This is a genomic window from Streptomyces sp. NPDC005811 (assembly GCF_040630405.1).
In the GTDB taxonomy this organism is placed as follows: Bacteria; Actinomycetota; Actinomycetes; order Streptomycetales; family Streptomycetaceae; genus Streptomyces.
This window is the reverse complement of sequence record NZ_JBEXXK010000011.1, coordinates 148,757-168,331: the sequence shown is the minus strand read 5'-3', so window position 1 is coordinate 168,331 and position 19,575 is coordinate 148,757. Positions and strand designations below refer to the sequence as shown.

The window sequence follows — 19,575 nt, the reverse complement described above, 5'->3', positions numbered from 1 at the left end:
TCACCTCGCCCCGGCTACCTTGGCCCGGCCGCGCCGCCAGCCGAAGGGAAGTCAGGCCGTGCCCACGATCACCACAGCGGACTGCGTCGACATCTACTACAAGGACTGGGGCAGCGGTCCGCCCGTCGTCTTCAGCCACGGGTGGCCGCTCAACGCGGACGTCTGGGACGGGCAGCTGCGCCTGGTCGCCGAGCACGGATTCCGGGGCATCGCCCACGACCGGCGCGGGCACGGCCGTTCCGACCAGCCCTGGGGCGGGAACCACATGGACCGCTACGCCGACGACCTCGCCGAACTGCTGGAGACCCTCGACCTGCGCGACGTCGTCCTGGTCGGGCACTCCACCGGCGGCGGTGAGATCGCGCGCTACATCGGCCGCCACGGGACGGACCGGGTCGCCAAGGCGGTCCTGCTCGGCGCCGTCCTGCCCCTGATGCTCCGCACGGACACCAACCCCGGCGGGCTTCCCCGCGAGACGTTCGACCGGATGCGCGCCGCGGTGACGGCCGACCGCTCGCGGTTCTACTGGGACCTCAGCGAGAGCTTCTACGGGTTCGACCGCCCCGGCGCCGTCGTGTCCGAAGGGGTGCGCCACGCCTTCTGGCTGTGGAGCATGCAGACGGGGCTGAAGGCCGCTCACGACGGAGTCCGGCAGTTCTCGGAGACGGACTTCCGCGCGGACCTGGCCGCGTTCACCATCCCTACGTTCGTGGCGCACGGTGGCGACGACCGGATCGTCCCCGTGCACCTGTCGGCCGAGCGGACCGCGGAGCTGCTGCCCGACGCCACGCTCAAGGTCTACCCCGGCGCCCCGCACGGGCTGGTGGGCGCCTACCAGGAGGCCTTCGACGCCGATCTGCTGGCCTTCCTCAGGGAGTGACACACGGCTCGCCGTCGGTGTCCCGGATCGCGGTGTCCCGGACCCTGGACAGCTTCTCCCGGATCTCGGCCGCCCAGTCGGGATCCATCTCCGTGAGGATGTCGAACGCCAGCCGCCAGCACTCCCGGGCCTCCTCGGAGGCGCCCGCCTCGGCGAGCGTGTCGCCGAGCCGGCTGAGACTGCCCGCCTCGTTGTAGCGGTCGCCGCTCGCCCGCAGCAGCCGGATCGCGCGCTCGTAGCAGCGGCGGGCCCGGCGCAGGGCACCCAGGTGGTGATGGGCGAACGCCAGGGTGTCCCAGGCCCTCGCGTGCCCCGAGCCGCCGTCGGTCGGGATACGGCGGTAGAGCAGCAGCGACCGCACCGCGCTCGGCACGGCCTCCTCGTACGCCCCCAGCGACGCCTGGTACCAGGCGAGCGCGTTGAAGGATTCGGCCTCGGCGCTGAGATGACCGGCGGCGCGGTACAGGTCGAGCGAGCGCCGCGTGTGCTCGATCGCCAGGACGTCCCGTTCGGTGCGGGTCATCAGCCAGCCGAGCAGCCGCAGGGTGTGCGCCTCGCCCACGGTGTCGCCGAGGGACGCGAACAGCGCCCGGGCCCGGTCGAGGTGTTCCTCGGCCGACGCGTACCGGCGCAGCATGGAGTGCGCGCGTCCCAGTCCGGCGTGCGCGTGCGCCACCCCGAGCGGTTCGCCCGACCGCCGGGCCGCCTCCAGCCCGGTGACCTGGAGGTCCGCCCACTCGTGCCAGTGGCCCACCTTCTCGTAGACGCAGTCGAGCAGCCGGGCGAGCCGCCAGGCCTCGCGGGTCCGGCCGTCCTCGACCGCCTGGCGGACGACCGCCGTCAGCGTCAGGCGCTCCTCCTGGAACCACCGCACCGCCGCCGCCACATCGGCGGGCTCGGCCGCGGGAGCCGGCCCCATCCCGTCCGGCAAGGTGAACTGGTGCGCCGGGTCCAGCAGCAGCACGGCCGCGTGGGCCGTGCGCAGACAGTGCCGGAGCAGCCGCTCCCGCGCCGCGTCCCGGTCCTCGGCGGTGTCGTACGACTCGGTCGCCTCCCGTGCGTAGGCGCGCAGCAGGTCGTGCAGCCGATGGCGGCCCCGCGCCTCCTCGCCGACGAGGTGCGCCCGGACGAGTTCGGCCAGCAGCGGACGGGTGCCGCGGGCGGTGAGCCCGCCCAGCGCGGCGGCGGAGGCGATGTCGAACGTCGCTCCCGGATGCAGCGACAGCAGCCGGAACAGCCGGGCCGTACCGGCGGAGAGGGTGCGGTACGACCAGCCGAACACGGCCCGGATGTCGGTGAGCGGGTCCGTGCCCTCGAAGGCGTCCAGGCTGCCCTTGGCCTCCAGCAGCTGTTCGGCGGTCGCGGCGAGCGGCAGCAGCGGGTTCATCAGCGCGCGTGCCGTGATGACGGACAGGGCCAGCGGCAGTCGCCCGCACAACGCGATGATCGTCTCCACGGCCTCCGGCTCGGCCTCGACCCGGTCCGCGCCGAGCCGTCGTACGAGACTCTCCCGGGCGCTCCCGGCGGACATCACGTCGAGCTGGAGCGGGTGCGCGCCGTGGGCCGCCACCAGACTGCTCAGCTGGTTGCGGCTGGTGATGAGGACCAGACACCCCGCGGACCCGGGCAGCAGCGGCCGGACCTGCTCCGCGTCGCGGGCGTTGTCCAGCAGGACCAGCATGCGCCGGTCCGCCAGGAAGCTGCGGTACAGGGCGGCCTGGGCGTCGAGCCCGTCGGGGATCTGCTGGGGCGGGACCCCCAGGTTCTCCAGGAAACCGCGGATCGCCTCGGCGGGCGTCATGGCCGAACCGTTGAGATCGAAACCCCGGAGGTTGACGTAGAGCTGCCCGTCCGGATACCGGTCGGCCACCCGGTACGCGAGATGGATGGCGAGGGTGGTCTTGCCCACGCCCGCCATCCCGCCGATGGCACTGATGATCATCGTGGGCGAGACGGGAGCGGTGCGTCCGCCGGGGACCAACTGCCGCAGCAGACCGTCGACCTCGTCCTCCCTGCCGACGAAGTGCGCCGGTTCGGCGGGCAGTTGGGCCGGGCGGGGCAGAACCGCCCGGTATCCGGGCCGGGACGACGGTCCGGACTCCTGCCCGGCCTGGTCCGCCGCCGGAGGGGCGGCGGGTGCCGCGGCCAGGATCCGCCGGTGCGCCTCGGCCAGCAGCGGGGAGGGCCGGACCCCCAGTTCGGTGCGGAGCCGGCCGGCCAGGACGTGGAAGACGTCCACGGCCTCGGCCTGCCGCCCGGACGCGGACAGCGCGAGCATCAGCCTGCTGTGCACGTGTTCGTCGAGCCGGTGCTGGTCCGCCAGCGCCTGAAGAGCGGGCAGGACCGGACCCGCCTCGCCGTGCCGCAGCGCGAGGTCGGCCGCCTCCACGGCGACCGTCAGCCGCTCGTTGTCTAGCTGCGTGAACAGCGGATGCCCCCGCACCTCCGTGCCGATCCCGGCCGCCACCGGGCCACGCCACAGGGCGAGGGCCCCGGCGTAGAGGCGTACGGCCTCCCCGGCGCGCCCCCCGTCACGGGCGTCCCGGGCCCGCGCGTAGAGCTCCCGGAAACGCAGCAGATCGAGCGAGTCCGCGTCCACCGCGATCCGGTAACCGCCGCCGCCGCCCCCCACCAGCCACCGCCCCGCCGCCATCCGCGGCAGACCCGGTTCGATCGTCCGCCGCAGCGCGCCCGCGTAGCGCCGCAGGACGTTCGTCGCGCTGGCGGGTTCCGCGCCGCCCCACAGCAGGTCGACCAGAGCGGCCAGCGACACCGCGTTGCCCGCGTTGGCCAGCAGCACGGCGAGCATCGCCTGTTGCTGCGGGGGCCCGGCGTGCAGTTCCGTGCCGTCCCGCCACACCCGTACCGTGCCGAGTACGGCGAAGCGCACCTCGGACGTCGCGACCATCCCTTCCTCCACCGTTCGCTCTCAGTCGGCCGGCCGCAGCAGGCGCCCCAGGGCGGTGCGTGAGGTGACGCCCAGCTTCGGGAAGACGCGGTGGAGATAATTGCTGACCGTCCGGTGGGAGAGATAGAGCCTCTCGCCGATCTCCCGGTTGGTGAGCCCCTCGGCGGCCAGCAGGGCGATCTGCAACTCCTGGGGGCTGAGCAGCTCGTGCGCTCTCGGGACCCGCTGCGCACTGGCCTCCCCCGAGGCACGCAGCTCCCGGCGGGCCCGCTCGCCGAACACGACCGCGCCCAGCGCGTCGAACGCGTCCCGGGCGGCCCGCAGCGGGCCCCGGGCCTCCCGGTCGCGGCGCCTGCGCCGCAGCCACTCCCCGTACGCGAGCTGGGTACGGGCCCGGGCGAACGGCCAGCGCGTCAGATCCGCGGCCAGCGCCTCGGCGAAGAAACGCTCGGCGTCGGCGTCCTCGTGCGCCAGCACGGCCCGCGCGAACCGCACCCCCACGTGCAGCGCGGTCGAGGGCGTGGCGCCGGCGACGGCCTCCATCCGGCGGACGATGTCCCGGATCTCCTCCGTGCGGTGCGCCCGGTGCGCCACGTCGACGAGATCGATCAGGCCGTAGCAGCGCAGCGCCGGGTGGTACGCGGCGGCGGCCGGATCGTGCAGTTGCCGCAGCTGCCCCAGCGCCTCGTCGAACGACTCGTGTGCCGCCGCCACCTGGGCGAGAGCCATCCGGGCGGTCGCGAGCACCGGCCGGGCGCCCATGCCCGCGATGAGGGCGATCGACTCCTCCGCACGCGCCCGCGCCTCGTCCGGCTCTCCCCGTAACGCCGCGATCAGGGCCTGCGTCGAGCGGGTGATCCCGTGCATCAGGGGCTGGCCGGTCTCCTGGCTCAGCCGGCCGGCCTCCTCGGCCGAGGCGACGGCCACCGTCAGATCGCACAGCAGTGCCGCGCTCCACGCCCGGGCGGCGAGCGCGCGGGCCAGCCGGACCAGCCGGCCCTGGGCCCGCAACCCCGACAGGGAGGCGGCGGAGAAGCTCGCGGCCAGGTCGAACGCGCCGACCAGCACCGCGGCCGTACCGAGGAGCCGGTCGGTGACGGCGTCACGGCCGGGGCTGGCTGCCCAGTGCCGGAGCCTCGCGATGACGTGCGCTCCCCGCTCCACCGGTGCCGTGTAGGCCAGGATCGCGAGGATCTGCGGTTCGTCGTCGGACGGCAGGCGAAGGGCGAGGTCCGCCACGTACCGCGAGGCGTCGTCACCGGCCTCCACCCAGAAGCAGCGCCGGGCCGCCGTCCACAGGATCCGCAACGCGAGCCCGGGGTCGCCGGCGGCGACCTCCTCGGCCAGCGCCGCCAGCGTGAAGGCGTCGGTGCCGTCCCGCACGCCGTCCTCGAAACGGGCGGCCGTCCAGGTGGCCCGGGCCCGCTGCTGCGGGGTCAGCGGGTGGGTGGACGCCCGGTCCAGCAGCCGGAGCACCTCGTCCGGCCGCCCCGACTCCACGGCGAGATCGGCGGCGCGCAGGAGCAGTTCGGCCCGGCGCTCGGGCCGGCTCGCCAGCCGTGCCGCGTGGTCGAGCGCGAGGACCGCCGACATGACCCCGCCGCGCCGCTCCATCCGGCGGCCCGCCTCCTCCAGAGCGGTGGCGATGCCGTCGTCCGGCGCCGGGTGCGCGGCGGCCAGATGCCAGATCCGGCGCTCGGTCTGCTCCTCCAGAACCTTCGCCAGTGCCGCGCGCACCGCCCGCTGTTCCCGCGGTTCCGCGCCGGCGAGGACGGCGGCGCGGATCAGCGGATGGCGGAAGCGCAGTTCGCCTCCGGACAGGGCGACGAGACGGGCCTCGACGGCCGGTGCCAGATCGTCGGTGTCGGCCGGCCGCCCGTCGAGCAGCCGTACCGCGTCCAGGACCTCCGCCACCGCGCTGCCGTCGTTGGCCGCGGCGATCAGCAGCAGGGTTCCGGTCCGCGGGGGCAGCGCGGCGATCCTGCCGCGGAAGGCCTCCTCCAGCCGGGCGGACAGCGGCAGCCGCGCCGTGCCCGCCGGCCCGGCCGCCGGGGCCGTATCGCCCGACTGCCGTGCGGCGAGCGCCAGTTCGGTCAGCGCGAGGGGATTGCCTCCCGCCTCGGCCAGAACACGTTCCCGCAGCACGGAGGAGAGGCCGGGGGCCACGGAGTCGACCACCGCGGCGGCGTGCGCCGGGGCCAGCGGCTCCAGCGTCAGGGTGGGCAGACCGGCGCTGCTCAGGGGCGAGCCGAAGTCCTCGCGCAGGGCGGCGAGCAGCGCGACCGGCTCCGGGGCGAGCCTGCGCGCCACGAAGGCCAGCACGGTCGCGCTCGCCGCGTCCAGCCAGTGCAGATCCTCCACGACGAGCAGCACGGGGCGCCGAGTGGCCGCCTCCGTAAGAAGGCCGAGGGTGGCGAGGGCCACGAGGAACTGACCGGCCGGACCGCCCCCGCCCTCATCTCCACCCTCCCCATCGGTGTCGACGGCCCGTGCGAGCGCCGCCCGCTGGGTGGGCGGCAGCGCGGCGTCGTGGGCGCGCACCGGGGCGAGCAGCCGGCGCAGACCGGCGAAGGGCAGCGGGGAGTCCTGCTCGGTGGCCACGGTCGACAGCAGTCGCACCTGCCCCGCGGGAAGCCCGGCGAGCGCGTGCTCCAGCAGCGCGGTCTTGCCGATCCCGGGGTCCCCCGTGATCAGGAGCGCCCCGCCGTCGCCGCCACGCACCCGGTCGACGACGGCCGTGACAGCGGCGATCTGGGGATCCCGTCCGATGACTGGCACTGCGCTCGATTCTCGAACTGATGATCTTTCCGAGCAGTCTACGTCGAGACGGACCGGTGCCACAGGGCCTGCCGCGCACCCCGGCCGTGCTCACGCACCACGGTGACCGCGGCGCCGGCCCCGGCGGCGGCCGGAGCGGCGGCGGGAGCGGTGGCGGCCGGAGCGGCGGCGGGAGCGGTGGCGGCCGGAGCGGTGGCTGCGCGGAGCGCGGCCCGCAGCTCGGGGCCCGGGCCGATGCCCAGATCCTCGCGGAGCCGGCCACGGACGCCGGCGTAGACCGCGACCGCCTCCGCCCGGTTCCCGGCGGCCGTCAGCGCCGTCATCAGTTTGGCCTGGAGCGCCTCGTCCAGCGGGTGGTAGTCGGCGATGCGGTACAGCTCGTCCACCACCAGCTCGCCGCACCCGGCCCGCAGCGCCGCGTCGGCCGCGTCCTTGGCGGTCGCCAGCCGCTCCCGGTCGAGCGCGCCGAAGACGGGATGGCACCGCACCTCGGACGGCACGTCGGCCGCCGCGGGCCCCCGCCACAGCAGCAGCCCCTGGACGTACCTCTCGGCGCCCTGCCGGTACTCCCCCTGCCGGCAGTGGTCGCGAGCCTCGGCCCGCAGCCGCCGGAACAGGACGAGGTCCAAGTGGTCGTCCGGAATGGCCAGCCGGTACGTTCCGGCCTGGCCCAGCAACCAGCGGCCCGCCGCCAGGGTCGGCAGGCCCGGTTCGAGCAGCCTGCGCAGTTCACCGACGTACCGCCGCACCAGATTGACCGCGCTCAGCGGGGGCGACTCGCTCCACAGCACGTCCACCACCTCGTGCAGGGTGGTCGCCTCGCCCGCGCGCGCGAGCAGCAGCGCCAGCAGCGAGCGCTGCCGCGGCGGACCCACGGGAAGGGCCGCACCGTCACGTCGTACCTGCAACGCTCCCAGTACCCCGAAACTCATCTGCGCCATGGGAAGACGGTACGGCCGGGCGCGCTTTCCTCGCGTACGTCAGATGACGCTCATCGGGAGAGTTCCCGGAATTCGTTCTCTCGCGGTTCCGCCGCCCGGGAATCCACGGCCCGAGTATCCCTTTCCCGGCCGGAATAGAGGGAGGCGGCCAGTTCGGCCCGCGAGGCGATGCCGAGTTTCGGGAAAACGCGGTGCAGATGAGTACTCACGGTGCGATGCGAGAGATAGAGCCGCTGTCCGATCTCACGATTGGTCAGCCCCTCGGCGGCCATATGCGCTATCTGCGCTTCCTGACGCGTCAGCCGGTCACGGGCATCGGGTGCACGGCGGTTGCCGGACGACGCTCCGGAGGCCAGGAGTTCCCGGCGGGCGCGGTCCGCCCAGGGAACGGTACCCAGAGCGTCGAACGCGTCCCGGGCGGCGCGCAGTTGGACACGGGAGTCCATGGCCCGCCGCTGCCGCCGCAGCCACTGTCCGTACGCCAGCTGCAGCCGGGCGCGGTCGAAGGGCCACGGGCAGAGCCCGCCGTCCAGCGCCGCCCGGAACCGCCCTTCGGCGTCCGTGTCCTCGGCGAGCACCGCGCGGGCGTAGGACAGACCGCTGTGCAGGCCCGGGGACGGGGTTTGGGCCGCGGCCCGCTCCAGCCCGGCGATCACGGAACGCGCCGAGTCCCGCTCCCCGCAGTGGACGGCGGCGTCCGTCAGCTCGATCAGGGCGTAGCAGCGCAGGGCGGTCTGGTACGCGGGGTCCCGCGGGTCGTGCATCCGCCGAAGATGCCCGTAGGCCTCGTTGAACCTCCCTGCCCCCATCGCGGCCAGCCCGCGCGCCAGTTGGGCCGTCGCGAGCACCGGACGGGCCCCGACCGGCAGCGCGACCCGCTCCGCCGCCGCGGCGAGTTCGAGGGCGCGCTCGGGCCTGCCCCGCAACGCCGCGGCCCGGGCCTCCGTCGCGAGACCCAGCGCGCGGAGATACGGCTGTCCGGTCTCCCGGGCCAGCCCTGTGGCCTCCTCTGCCACCGGCCCGGCCGACGTGAGCCGGCCCAGCTGGGCGCCGCTCCAGGCCTGCGCGCCCAACGCCCTGGCGAGGAGCCCCAGTCGGCCTTCCGCCCGCAGCCCGGGCACCGACTCCCGGGACAGTCGCCGGGCCAGTTCGAACTCACCGACCAGGAGTGCCGCCGCGCCGATGAGACGCTCCGCCCGGGGGTCCGCCGCGGCCAGTTCCGCGGCCCGCCGCAGCCGGTCCAGCACGCGCCCGCCGCACTCCAGGGGCTGGGCGTGGGCGATGATCGCCAGCAGCGACGGTTCGGTGTCGGACAAGGGCAGTTCGCCGGCGAGCGCGACGATGTCGTGCCGGGCGGCCGGTCCCGGGTCGGACCAGAAGCAGCGCAGCGCGGCACTCCGCAGAACGCTCACCGCGAGTTCGGCCTCGCCGTCCACCAGGGCGGTCCGGGCCAGCCGGGTCAGCGCGGCGACTCCTTCGGCCGCGTCGCGCATCCCGTCCTCGGGACCGCCCTTGATCCATCGCAGCCGGGCCCGCTGCCCGGGCGTCGCGGCCCATGGCTCGGCGCGCTCCAGCAGCCGGGTGACGAGGTCCTGCCGACCGGCGTCGACCGCCTGGACGGCGGCCCGCAGCAGCCGGTCGACCCGTTGCGCGGTGTCGCCGCTCAGCCCGGCCGCCTGTTCCAGGGCCGTCACGCAGTCGTCGGCGGCGCCTCCGCGGGCGGCCCGGCGGGCGGTCTCGTCGAGCCGCAGGGCCAACCGCTCGTCGGGACCGGTCGCCGCGGCGGCCTCGTGCCGGGTCCGCCGGTCCGAGCCCGCCGGAAGACACCGGGCCAGCGCGGCGTGCGCCGCGCGGCGCCGGTCGGCGGGGGTGTCCTGGAGGATCGCCGACCGCGTGAGCGGCTGCCGGAAGCGGACGGTGTCGCCGTCGACGTCCACCACACCCACGGAGACGGCCGGGGCCAGGCCGGACACTTCGGCGTCGGGCGGGGCCGCGTCAGGGGTCCTGGAGGGGGCGGACGGGGCCGGGTCCGAGGTGCCGGAAGGGGTGAACGGAACCGCGCCCGAGGTGGCGGAGCGGCCGGGCGGGGGCGCACCCGGGGCGGCAGAGCAGGCGGACGGGACCGCGTCCGAGGTGGCAGAGCGGGCGGACGGGACCGCGTCCGGGGCGGCAGAGCAGGCGGACGGGACCGCGTCCGAGGTGGCGGAGCAGGCAACCGGGACCGCGTCCGAGGTGGCAGAGCAGGCGAACGGGACCGCGTCCGAGGTGGCGGAGCAGACGGACGGCGGTGCGTCCGAGGTGGCGGAGCAAGCGAACGGCGGTGCGTCCGAGGCCCCCGAGTCGGCGGGCGGCACCGCGACCGAGACGCCCGAGCCGGCGGGCGGCACCGCGACCGAGACCCCCGAGCCGGCAAGCGGCGCCGCAGCCGAGCCCCCCGGCCGGGCGAGTCGTGCCGCGGTCAGGATCTCTGTCAGGGTGGCGTGTTCGTCGCACGCGGCGATCAGCAGCAGCTCGCGGGTCTCGGCGGGCAGGGCGGGGAGCCGGCTGGTGACGGCGTCCCGCAGGCGCCGGGACATCGGGGGCCAGGACATCGGCGGCGGCATCGAAGGCAAGGGCATCGGGGGCCAACGTGTCGCGGGCCAAGGGGCGGTGGGCGAGTCGGTAGTCACCGGGGCCGTCGCGGTGGTGGACAGCTCCGTCAGCGCCAGGGGGTGGCCCGCCGCCTCCCGCAGCAGCGCCGCGCGGGTGGCGGCGGGCAGATCCGGGGTCCGGACGTCGAACAGGGCGGCGGACGCCTCGGCGGGGAGGGGGCCCACCACCAGGCCGGGTACCCCGGCCGTGGCCAGCGGGGAGAAACAGCCTTCGCGCAGGGCCGCCAGCAGCAGTACCGGCGCGGACCCCGGCCTCCGCAGCCGCCGCGCGAGCACGGCGAGGACGTCCGAGCTGGCGCGATCGAGCCAGTGGACATCGTCGACGACCAGGAGGACGGCGGAGTGCGCGGCGGCGCGGGCGAGGAGTTCCAGGGCGGCCTGAGCCACCAGGGAGAGGCCGGGGGCGGCGGACTCCCTTATTCCCAGGGCGACTTCCAGGGCCGCGCGCTGCGTTTCGGGCAGTTGCCCGATGGAAGAGCGGACCGGATGGAGCAGTTGATGCAGTCCGGCGAAAGGCAGGAACGCCTCCGATGCCACACCGACCGCCGTGAGAACACGCACCCCGCTTTCCGCGGCATATCGTGCGGCCTCGGCCAGCAGGGCGGTTTTCCCCATTCCGGGTTCGCCGTACAGGAGAACCGCTCCGCCGCCGTTGTGAAGTGCCCTGACGCTTTCGTGGAGAAGGGCGGTTTCCTTCTCCCGGCCGTACAGACAAGGCGTGCGCGCATTCAGCACCGGGGGCACCTCCGGAATCAGCGCGGCACGGATTTCCGGCCCGTCGGGTCGACCGCGAACCAAGTCGTCCCGAGCCCCTGGCCGTTGGCGTCTCCCGCCTTCTCGTCTCCCGAGTAGCGGTAGACCGGCCAGCCGCCGATCGTCAACTGCACCGATCCGTCGTCCCTTCGGATGGCTCCCACCTGTTTCTCGCTGACCCCGGCGAGATAGACGTTGCCGCCCTCCTCGATCGTGACGGGCGGCCAGGTGACGGCGCACTCGCCGGCACACGCCGACTTGGACGGCGCGGCCGAGTCGTCGTCGAACCGGTACAGGGTCGCCTGGTTGACGTTGATCAGATGGGTGCCGAGCGTGGGCGACCCCACGGCGGACAGCTGCACCCACTTCGGCGGCACCTCCTGCACCTGGCGGCCGGTGACCGTGCCGCCGGTGCCCTGGAGGCCGTTGGCCGCGGCGGTGCTGTCCACGAGCTGCAGACCGGTGTTGCCGCCGGCCGGCGGCGTCGAGGAGGTCCGTCCGGACGGCTGTGCCGGGGAGCTGCCCACCGAGACGGTCTTGCCGCACGCGGTGGTCAGCGTCAGCCCGCACAGGACGAGAGCGGCGAGTGCGGCCCGGGCGAGCGGGCCGCGTGACGTAGCGCTGTTGAGACTCACATGGCCATCACGAGACCGACGGCCGAAAGGTTCACGCGTTCTTGTGTGCGGCTACCGAACGATCCGGGGTTCCACATCGTGTTCCCGGCGAGGCAGCGCACCCGGCATCCGGTGTGCGCATCCGACACCCGACCCGATCAGCGGCAGGATTGTGATGGCCAATATTTCGATACCCAAGACGGCACTGGACGAGGTCAGCGCGTCCCTGAGCTTCGTCATAGACCATATCGACATCGGCGAAGTCCACATCGACTTCGACCGGGCGCTGGGCTACCCGCTCGTCGACGCGGCGCGCACCTTCGAGAACCGGTGGAGCGACGGCCGCTTCCAGATCCAGCGGGAGGCCAAGGGCATCCGGGACGCGGTGGCGAAGATCGTGGAGCAGTTCACCGAGACGGACAACAACGCCGCCGCCAACCTCGGGAAGCCCAGTTGAGCGCCCCCGACCGCTTCGTCCTGCGGGTGCCCGAGTCCTGGTCGGAGGCCGACCTCAGCGGGGACTCCCTGGCCGCGACGCGGGCCGCCGCGCTGGCGCTGACGGACGACCCCCGGCAGCGGGCGGAGATCAACGACATGTTCCGGCAGGGCCGTGAGCTGACGCACGCCGCACGGCGGCACGGCGCGCTCTACGCCGCGGGCACGGTCACCCTCTTCGACGAGGGCGTCTTCATGGCCAACGTCATGGTCTTCGCCGTACGCGCCCCCGAGGGCCAGGAGCTGGACCTGGCCACCCTGTCGGCCTTGTTGGGCAGGCCGGCCCGCAAGGGGCGGACCCCGTCGAACCGTCTCGTCACCTCGGTCGAGATCCCCGAGGTGGGGACGGCGGCCCGGGTGACCGGAGTGGAGGAGGTCTCCCTCACCGCCGACGTCACGATGAGCGTCCTCACCATGAACACGGTGATCCCGGTTCCCGGCGAGCCGAGGAGCTATCTGCTGGTGGCGTGTTCCAGCCCCAACCTGCCGCTGGAGACGGACGTGTACGACCTCTTCGACGCCATCACCCATACGTTCCGCTATCTGAGCTCGCCTGTGGAGACGGCGCAGTGAGGACGGCACCGCCGTAGCGCAGGGGGCGCGGACCCATCGGCCCGCGCCCCCTGCGCCACCTCCCGTCCCGCGCCCTGCCCTCCCCCGTCCCGCGCCTCACTCCTCCGGACGCGCGTCCGGAACCTGCACCGCGGTCAGCCCGCCGTCCCCGAGATGGAGCAGTCCGCGTCCCGCCTGCGGCGCACCCCCGATGAGCCCGCGGGTCAGACGTACGCCCACGACCTCGCCGTCGCTCAGGCTCTGCGGCGAGAGCAGCATCCCCGACCGGTTCCGCTTCACCTGCCCCACCCACCCGGCGAGACTCAGCGACAGCGACTCGGCGTTGCCCGCCACCACCAGCCCCCAGCCCGTCCCGGCCCCGCCGCGCGCCAGCAGTGCCAGGTCGGGGTCGATCTCGGCGCCCATGAACAGTTCGGCGTCGTCCACCAGGATCACCGCCGTCTCCTGGGGGACGTTGCCGAGCGCCTCGCGGAACACCGCGGTCGACACATCCGCCTCGGTGAGGACCGCGACCACGCCCGGCCGCCCGGCGAGCCCGCGCAACGGCGATCTGCGCGGGGCCAGGGCGATGACGCCGGCGCCCGCCGCCAGGACGGAGAGCGCCGCGCTCAGCAGCGCCGTACTGCGCCCGGTGCGCGGCGGCCCGGCGATGGCGAACGTGGGCACGTCGGCCAGGTCGGGGCCGAGGGAGGTGAGCCGGTCCCCGCCGACCGCGACGAGCGGGCGCAGCGGGCCTCCGGCGGTGTGCAGGGCCAGAGCGTCGGCGTACGGGATGCGGTCGGGCAGCACGTCCAGCCGCAGCGGTCGCCGTGCCTCGGGCACCTCCGCCTCCCGCTCGGTCAGAGCGGCGCCCAGTTCCATGAGCACCTGGGCCTGTGCGGTGCCGGCCAGATCCGTCGAGAGCACGGCGATCTGCGCCTCGCTCAGATCCTGCGCGCGCAGCGCCCGGCCCGGTACCGGATCCGTCGGCGCCGACCGGGAGGGGATGCCGACCGTGCCGTAGTCCGAGCGGTCGTTGAGCCGCAGGACGAGCTTGTCCTCGGTCGTGCCGGCGAACCGGCCGCTGCCCAGCACCCGGTCACCCGCAAGTACCAGGTGCAGGCCCGCGCCCGCCCCGTCCCTGAGGAGCTTGAGCATGCGCTCCAGGTAACTGCCGTTGTCGAACGCGGCGAACTCGCGCTCGAAGACCTCGAACCGGTCCACCAGCACCACGATGTGCGCCAGCCGCTCCGCCGCCGGTGTCATCCGCCGCAGCTCGGCCAGGTCGGCCGTGCCGCGTGTGCCCAGCAGCGTCTGTCGCGCGGTGAGTTCGGCGACGAGCCGGTCGAGCAGCCGGCCCAGCCGCTCGGTCTGGTTCCGGTCCACCACGGCGCCGCAGTGCGGCAGCGCCGTCAGCGCGTTCAGGGCGCCGTTGCCGCAGTCGATGCCGTACAGATGCACGTCGTCGGCCCCGTGCGCCTGGGCCAGCGCCGCCGACAGCGTACGCAGCGCCTGGGAACGTCCGCTGCGGGCGGAGCCGATGACATGCAGATGGCCCGCGCGGTCGAGGTCGAGGAGCAGCGGGACCCGGCTCTGCCGGGCCGGCAGGTCCACCTCGCCGTAGGCCACCGCGGGCAGCGACGCCTCGCGGTCGGCGATCGGCTTCGGGGGCGGCGCGGGGGTCCAGGCCAGGACCTCCGGCAGCGCGGGCAGCCAGGGGCTGGGCTGCCGCGCCACCCCCGCGACCCGGGCCGCCTCGGCGATCGCCGAGGCCAGCAGGGAGAGATCCGTGACGGGTGACACCTCCTCGGTGGCGCCGCCCGCCCGGCCCGGCCCGCGGAGCACCGGGCCGCCCAGCTCCTGCCAGCTCACCGTGCGCGCCCGTACCGGCACCTCGGTGTCCGTCACCTCCGCCGTCCAGGGCCGCCGGCCGCCCACCCGGGCCGACTGGAACGGCAGCAGCGCGGAGGGGCCCAGCCGGGCATAGGCACGCCCGGGCGTCGCCGAGGAGATCTCACCGGCCTCGGGGGCGTCGATGATGTCCCGGCTCTCATTGGTGTCGGTGGTGCGCAGCGCGATCCGCAGATTGGTGTTGGCCCGGATGTCGGCGGTGACGGCACCGCTGGGCCGCTGCGTGGCCAGGATCAGATGGATGCCCAGGGAACGGCCCCGCTGTGCGATATTGACCAACCCCGAGATGAAGTCGGGAAGTTCGCGCACCATGGAGGCGAACTCGTCGATGACGAGCAGCAGTCGCGGCAGCGGCGGCACCGCGTCCCCGCCGCGCTCCCGCTTGTCCAGATAGTCCTCGATGTCCTTCGCCGCCGCCGTCGCGAGGAGCGACTCCCGGCGGCGCAGCTCCGCGCCCAGCGAGACCAGCGCCCGTTCCACCAGATGGGTGTCCAGGTCGGTCACCATGCCGACGGTGTGCGGCAGTTCGGCGCATTCGGCGAACGCGCTGCCGCCCTTGTAGTCCACGAGGACGAACGTCATCTCGTCCGGCCGGTTCGCGACCGCGAGCGTGGCGATGAGCGTCTGCAGCAGCTCCGACTTGCCCGAACCGGTGGTTCCCGCGACCAGACCGTGCGGGCCGTCGCGCACCAGGTCCACGGCGAACGCGCCGTCGTACCCGGCCCCGATCACCGCACGGGTGCCGCGCCCCGACAGCGCCCATCCGGCGACCACGGCCTGTGCCGTCGGCGGTTCCACGCCCAGCAGGTCGAGCAGCCGGACCGAGCCCGGAAGCACGCTCTCGTCGGAGTCTCCCACCCCGCGCAGCGGCGCGAGCACCCGGCCCAGCCGGTCGTACCAGCCGGGGTCGGGCACATCGGTGCGTACGCCCTCCAGCGCGGCGCCGCTGCCGGTGCGCACCCGGGAGCCGTCGCCGCTCCCGCCGGACGGCCGCGGCCCGCGGTCGGAGTCCGTCCCGCCGGGCAGCACCACGACGGCCCCGCACTCCTCCGGCAGCAGCCGCTCCTCGCGGTCCATGCAGATCGTGTGCACCCCCACGGACGGGCCGTCGCGCAGCAGCGCGACCACCCCCGGCAGCGAGCGGGCCCGGCGGGCGTGATCCAGGATCACCAGGATGTCGGGCACCCCCGCCACCCCGCCCCGCTGCTGTTCGGGCCCGGCGGCGAGGCGGGCCGCGACGATCCGGCCGAGTTCGCCGATCCGCCGGGCCAGCGACTCGCTGGTGGACCCCACCAGCGCATAGGCGTCCTCGGCCTGCGGCCGGCAGTGCGGCAGCCAGCGCGTCCAGGCCCAGTCGCGTTCGGCGTCGGGCCCGGCCAGTACGACGATCCGCAGATCGGCGGGGCTGTGCAGACTCGCGGCCTGCGCCACCATCCAGCCGGCCGGTCCATGGGAGCCGGGACCGGCGATACCCGCCACCCCGGCACGCCGCAGGGCCACGGTGACGGGGACCTGGTGCAGACCGGGCACGGTCGTGCGGCGGTGTTCGTCCAGCGTCGGATCCTCCACGCTCACGGAGGAGGGGATGTCCGCCGTACCCACCCGGACCGTCAGGAAGTCCGAGTCCTGCCAGCGCCGTTCCCAGAGCCGTTCCGAGGGCAGCGAGGCCATCTGGAGCAGTGCGGCCGGGTCCGGGTGCGCCGCCCTGAGCGCGTGCTGCTCCTCCCGTACGGCGGTGTCGATGTCCGCCCGCAGCCGGCCCATCGTGGCCTGGTGCTCCGCCAGCTGCTCCTGGTACTTCAGCATCGCCTGCTTCCGGCCGCCGAACTGGGTGACCAGGGCGGCGATCGGCGAGAGCAGCGCCAGGAAGACGAAGGTCCAGCGCCCCGTGGTGACGATGGCGACGACCGCGCTCCCGGCGGGCAGCAGCAGGATCGGCAGCAGCGGGATCGGACGCTTGTCGGGCTTGACGGGCGGGGCGGGCAGCCGGAACCGGGCCCCGCCCGGCGTGGGCAGGAAGCGCGGCGGCCGGTTGAACTCCAGGCCGAGCCCGTCCTCGGACGGCGTGAGCGGCGCCCGGACCGACGTGCTCGGCGCCAGCTCCAGCAGGACGTCCCCGACGGCCAGCTGGCTGCCGGCCCGCCAGGCCACCGCCCCGTCCAGCGGACGGCCGTCCAGCCGCGCGGCCTCGATGACCGTCACGGACGCGGTGCCGTCCACCCTGACCTGGAGCCGGGCGGCGAAGGCCGGGACCGAGGGGGCCAGCCGGATACGACAGCCCGGCGCGCTGCCGAGGTCGTACTCGCCCGGCGTCAGCCGGAAGACCGTGCCGGCGCCCGGTCCGGAGACCAGCCGGAGTTCCGTGAGGCCCTCGGGCTCGGCCTCCCGGGGCAGGGGCACGCCGAGGCCGAGGTCCATGCCGTCGCGGATCCCGGAGGCCTGCAGGGTCAGGGCCGGGTCGACGGGTTCGGCTCCCAGGTAGAGGGCGGGGTCGGCACCCCACCCTCCGCCGGTTCCGCCTCGCTCGACAGCACGGGCGAGTTCCGCCGCGAGCCGGCCCGTCCGGGCGGAGGGCTCGGTGTCGACGACGACCGGGATGGACACCCCCTCGTCCTGGGGGTCACGGACGCTGACGTTCAATCGCACGGTGATCTGTCCTTCCACACGGGGTGAGGGGCAAGGGGCGAGGCGGGATGCCGCCGGGGTCAGCGCAGGTTCGACCCGAGCTGCTCGTCGGTCTGGGAGAAGGCCTCACCGACGGCCTTGACGTACTGGCTGATCCCCTGGAGCCCCTGGTTGACCTGCTCGAAGCCCTTGGCGAACTCGTCGAAGAACGGCTGGAACTTCTGCTGCGCGGCGGGGGTGCTGTAGCCCTGGGCCAGCAGCTGGGTGATCCGGCCGCGCACCTCCGTGAGCTTGTCCTGCAGCGCGGAGAAATCGTTGAGCAGGGAGGCCGAGGCGGCGGCGGTCTCGTCCGAGTTGACGGCGAAGTTGGGCATGCGTGTGCTCCTTGTACGTGGATGGACGATCCGCCCGGGAAACGGACGGAAACCTCTGGCCCGCCTGGGGCGGTCGCCTACGGGGCGCCGGGGGAGGCGGGGCGGGGCGCGTCGGCCGGCCGATCGTTGACCGGCGAGGACGGCGCGGTGGTGAAGCCGTCGGAGGTGGTCGGGCTGGTGGGAGTGGCGGGAGTGGTGGGCGCTTGGGGTGCCTGCGGTGTGTGGGGTGCGTTGAGCGAGGGGCCCGGTGTTTCGACGGTCGGGGAGGACGGGGCGGTGGTGAAGCCGTCGGACGTCGGGCTGGTGGGGGAGCTGGGGGCGTCGGGCGTATCGGGGGCGTCGAAGGGACGGCCCGGCGTCTCCGTGATCGGCGACGAAGGTGCGGTGGTGAAGCCGTCCGTGGAGGTCGGAGAGGTCGGAGAGGTAGGGGAGGTAGGGGACGAGGGCGCCGACGGCCCGTCGCCGGGGGCCGGTGATGTGGGTCGGTCGGCCGGAGGGGCGTCGTCGCTCACCGAGGGCCGCGGGCCCGGCTGGGCGGGCGGTGCCGGGGGTGTCGGCGGCGCGGGCGGCGCGGACTTGGGCGGAATGATCCGGTCCACGACCTTGTCCGCCCGCGCCTCCAGCCCCCGGTGCGCCGCCGGTCCGGACGCCTTCGGGACGAAGTTGGCGGCCTCCCCCGCCACCGCCTCGCCGAGCGGCGTGCCCTCCGAGACGGCCACGCCCACCTTCGCCCCCGACTCCGCACCGGCCGGAACGAGTTCCTCGGCCTGCTGCTTGAGCCCGGCCTTGAAGCGTTCCCCGAGCGAGGAGCCGGCGGCGGGGGCGGCCGGCGCGGGAACCTCCGGCGTCGCCGGGCGGGTGGCGGCCGGCCCCTCCCCCCGGTTGCCGAACACACCGCGGTTGCGGATGAGGCCGCCGACCACCGCGCCCGCCGCGGCACCGGCCAGGAGGTTGCCCGCGGTGATCTTGTCGTGGTTGGCGGCCTTGACGATGGCCTCGGTCCCGACCCCCACCGCGAACTTCCCGGCCACCTCCCCGCCGATCCGTGCCGCCGTGCTCCCCAGCAGCGCGCCACCGGCGCGCGTCGCGGCGAAGGCGTCCCGGAAACCCGTGATGGAGCCCTTGACCCGGGTGACGAAGCCGCCGACCGACTTGCTCAGCGGCGCCGCGAACCTGGTCACCACGGCACCCCCCACCTTGAACACGGCGGCGCCCGGGATCAGGGCGACGATCCCGATGAGGAGGTCGCCGAGTTTCAGCGCGCCGGTCTTCGCCGCGACGATCTGGTTGAAGACGAACGCCGCGAGTCCCAGCAGGAATCCGGCGACGGGAAAGAAGATGGACGTCACGGCGATGACGATGGACAGCAGGATCTGGAAGAACGGGGCGTCCTGGAAGAAGTCGGCGACCTTCTTGAAGAAGTCCCGTTCCGGAATGGCCTTGGCGGCGGCGTCGTCCAGTGTGGCCCGAGCCTTGTTCGAAGCCCTTTCCCGCAGCTCACGGGCGTCCTCGGCGAGCCGCTTCGCCGTGCTGAGCCGGTCCTGCGCGGCGGACACCTGCGCCTGTTGCTGCGCCGCGGTCGCCCGCTGCTCCGGAGTGGCGTTCGCGGGCAGCTCGGGGAGGGTCCGGGTGGCGGTGCCGGCGACCGACTGGGCGTCGTTCATCGCCCGGTCGACCATCCCCTGGCTCTCCGCCAGCGTGGTGGCATAGGTCTTGTACGCCCCGGCCGCGGCCTGGAACGACGTCTCGGCCGAGCGCATCTTGCCGGGCAGGTCCTTGAGCTTCTCCCGCAGCGCGTCCATCGCGTCGCCGGTGCCCTGCTCCACATCGCCGCCCGACTCCAGATGCCGGGCGGCGACCCCGGCGTTCTCACCGATCTCGCGGTAACGGGTGGCCAGACGGCCTATCTCCTCGGGATCACCGGGCGTCGGGTCCTGGGACATGCCGAGCACCTCGAAGCCGGAAACGTGCTGTCGTGCCACGGTGTCCCCCGAAGAGATCGGCTGCTGGTCGACAGGTACACGAAGCAGCCCTTCGCGGAGTTCACGGCAATCGGCGCGACGGCGCTGCGAGGCTCCGGGGCCGCGGCACCT

General features: G+C 74.4%; 11 protein-coding genes. 3 read left to right on the top strand and 8 right to left on the bottom strand.

The window, feature by feature from the left end; genetic code table 11:
• The first annotated feature begins 58 nt into the window (after nt 1-58).
• Nucleotides 59-880 carry an alpha/beta hydrolase gene (locus ABZ490_RS14475; protein WP_358989095.1) on the top strand — a complete coding sequence of 274 codons (822 nt, stop codon included), beginning with the start codon at nt 59-61 and terminating at the stop codon, nt 878-880.
• On the opposite strand, the gene ABZ490_RS14470 is transcribed toward ABZ490_RS14475, so the two are convergent.
• Genes ABZ490_RS14470 through ABZ490_RS14450 form a run of 5 tightly spaced genes read right to left on the bottom strand, consistent with a single transcriptional unit; the run spans nt 870 to nt 11,546 of the window.
• The gene (locus ABZ490_RS14470) at nt 870-3,788 is read right to left on the bottom strand and encodes a BTAD domain-containing putative transcriptional regulator (protein ID WP_358989093.1); all 2,919 of its coding nucleotides are present in this window, start codon (nt 3,786-3,788) and stop codon (nt 870-872) included. The genes ABZ490_RS14475 and ABZ490_RS14470 overlap by 11 nt on opposite strands.
• A 21-nt stretch (nt 3,789-3,809) precedes the next feature.
• Nucleotides 3,810-6,566, bottom strand: a complete 2,757-nt coding sequence (locus tag ABZ490_RS14465; protein WP_358989092.1) for an AAA family ATPase — start codon at nt 6,564-6,566, stop codon at nt 3,810-3,812.
• 38 nt (nt 6,567-6,604) lie between these two features.
• Complete coding sequence (locus ABZ490_RS14460) at nt 6,605-7,507, bottom strand: AfsR/SARP family transcriptional regulator (RefSeq protein WP_358989090.1); 903 nt, start codon at nt 7,505-7,507, stop codon at nt 6,605-6,607.
• A 50-nt stretch (nt 7,508-7,557) separates the two neighbouring features.
• Nucleotides 7,558-10,893, bottom strand: coding sequence for an AAA family ATPase (locus tag ABZ490_RS14455; RefSeq protein WP_358989088.1), 3,336 nt, complete (start codon nt 10,891-10,893; stop codon nt 7,558-7,560).
• A 17-nt stretch (nt 10,894-10,910) separates the two neighbouring features.
• Complete coding sequence (locus ABZ490_RS14450) at nt 10,911-11,546, bottom strand: hypothetical protein (protein WP_358989086.1); 636 nt, start codon at nt 11,544-11,546, stop codon at nt 10,911-10,913.
• A gap of 154 nt (nt 11,547-11,700) precedes the next feature.
• Between ABZ490_RS14450 and ABZ490_RS14445 the strand changes: the two genes are divergently transcribed.
• Nucleotides 11,701-11,982, top strand: a complete 282-nt coding sequence (locus tag ABZ490_RS14445; RefSeq protein ID WP_358989084.1) for a hypothetical protein — start codon at nt 11,701-11,703, stop codon at nt 11,980-11,982.
• Nucleotides 11,979-12,593, top strand: a complete 615-nt coding sequence (locus ABZ490_RS14440; RefSeq protein WP_358989082.1) for a hypothetical protein — start codon at nt 11,979-11,981, stop codon at nt 12,591-12,593. Before ABZ490_RS14445 ends, ABZ490_RS14440 begins: the two co-directional genes overlap by 4 nt.
• Before the next feature lie 96 nt (nt 12,594-12,689).
• On the opposite strand, the gene ABZ490_RS14435 is transcribed toward ABZ490_RS14440, so the two are convergent.
• The 3 genes from ABZ490_RS14435 to ABZ490_RS14425 all read right to left on the bottom strand — a co-directional run bounded on the left by ABZ490_RS14435 (nt 12,690) and on the right by ABZ490_RS14425 (nt 19,464).
• Nucleotides 12,690-17,129, bottom strand: a complete 4,440-nt coding sequence (locus ABZ490_RS14435; protein ID WP_358989080.1) for an FtsK/SpoIIIE domain-containing protein — start codon at nt 17,127-17,129, stop codon at nt 12,690-12,692.
• 59 nt (nt 17,130-17,188) lie between these two features.
• Complete coding sequence (locus ABZ490_RS14430; protein ID WP_358989078.1) at nt 17,189-17,482, bottom strand: WXG100 family type VII secretion target; 294 nt, start codon at nt 17,480-17,482, stop codon at nt 17,189-17,191.
• A 77-nt stretch (nt 17,483-17,559) separates the two neighbouring features.
• Nucleotides 17,560-19,464, bottom strand: coding sequence for a putative T7SS-secreted protein (locus ABZ490_RS14425; RefSeq protein ID WP_358989077.1), 1,905 nt, complete (start codon nt 19,462-19,464; stop codon nt 17,560-17,562).
• Between the last annotated feature and the right edge of the window lie 111 nt (nt 19,465-19,575).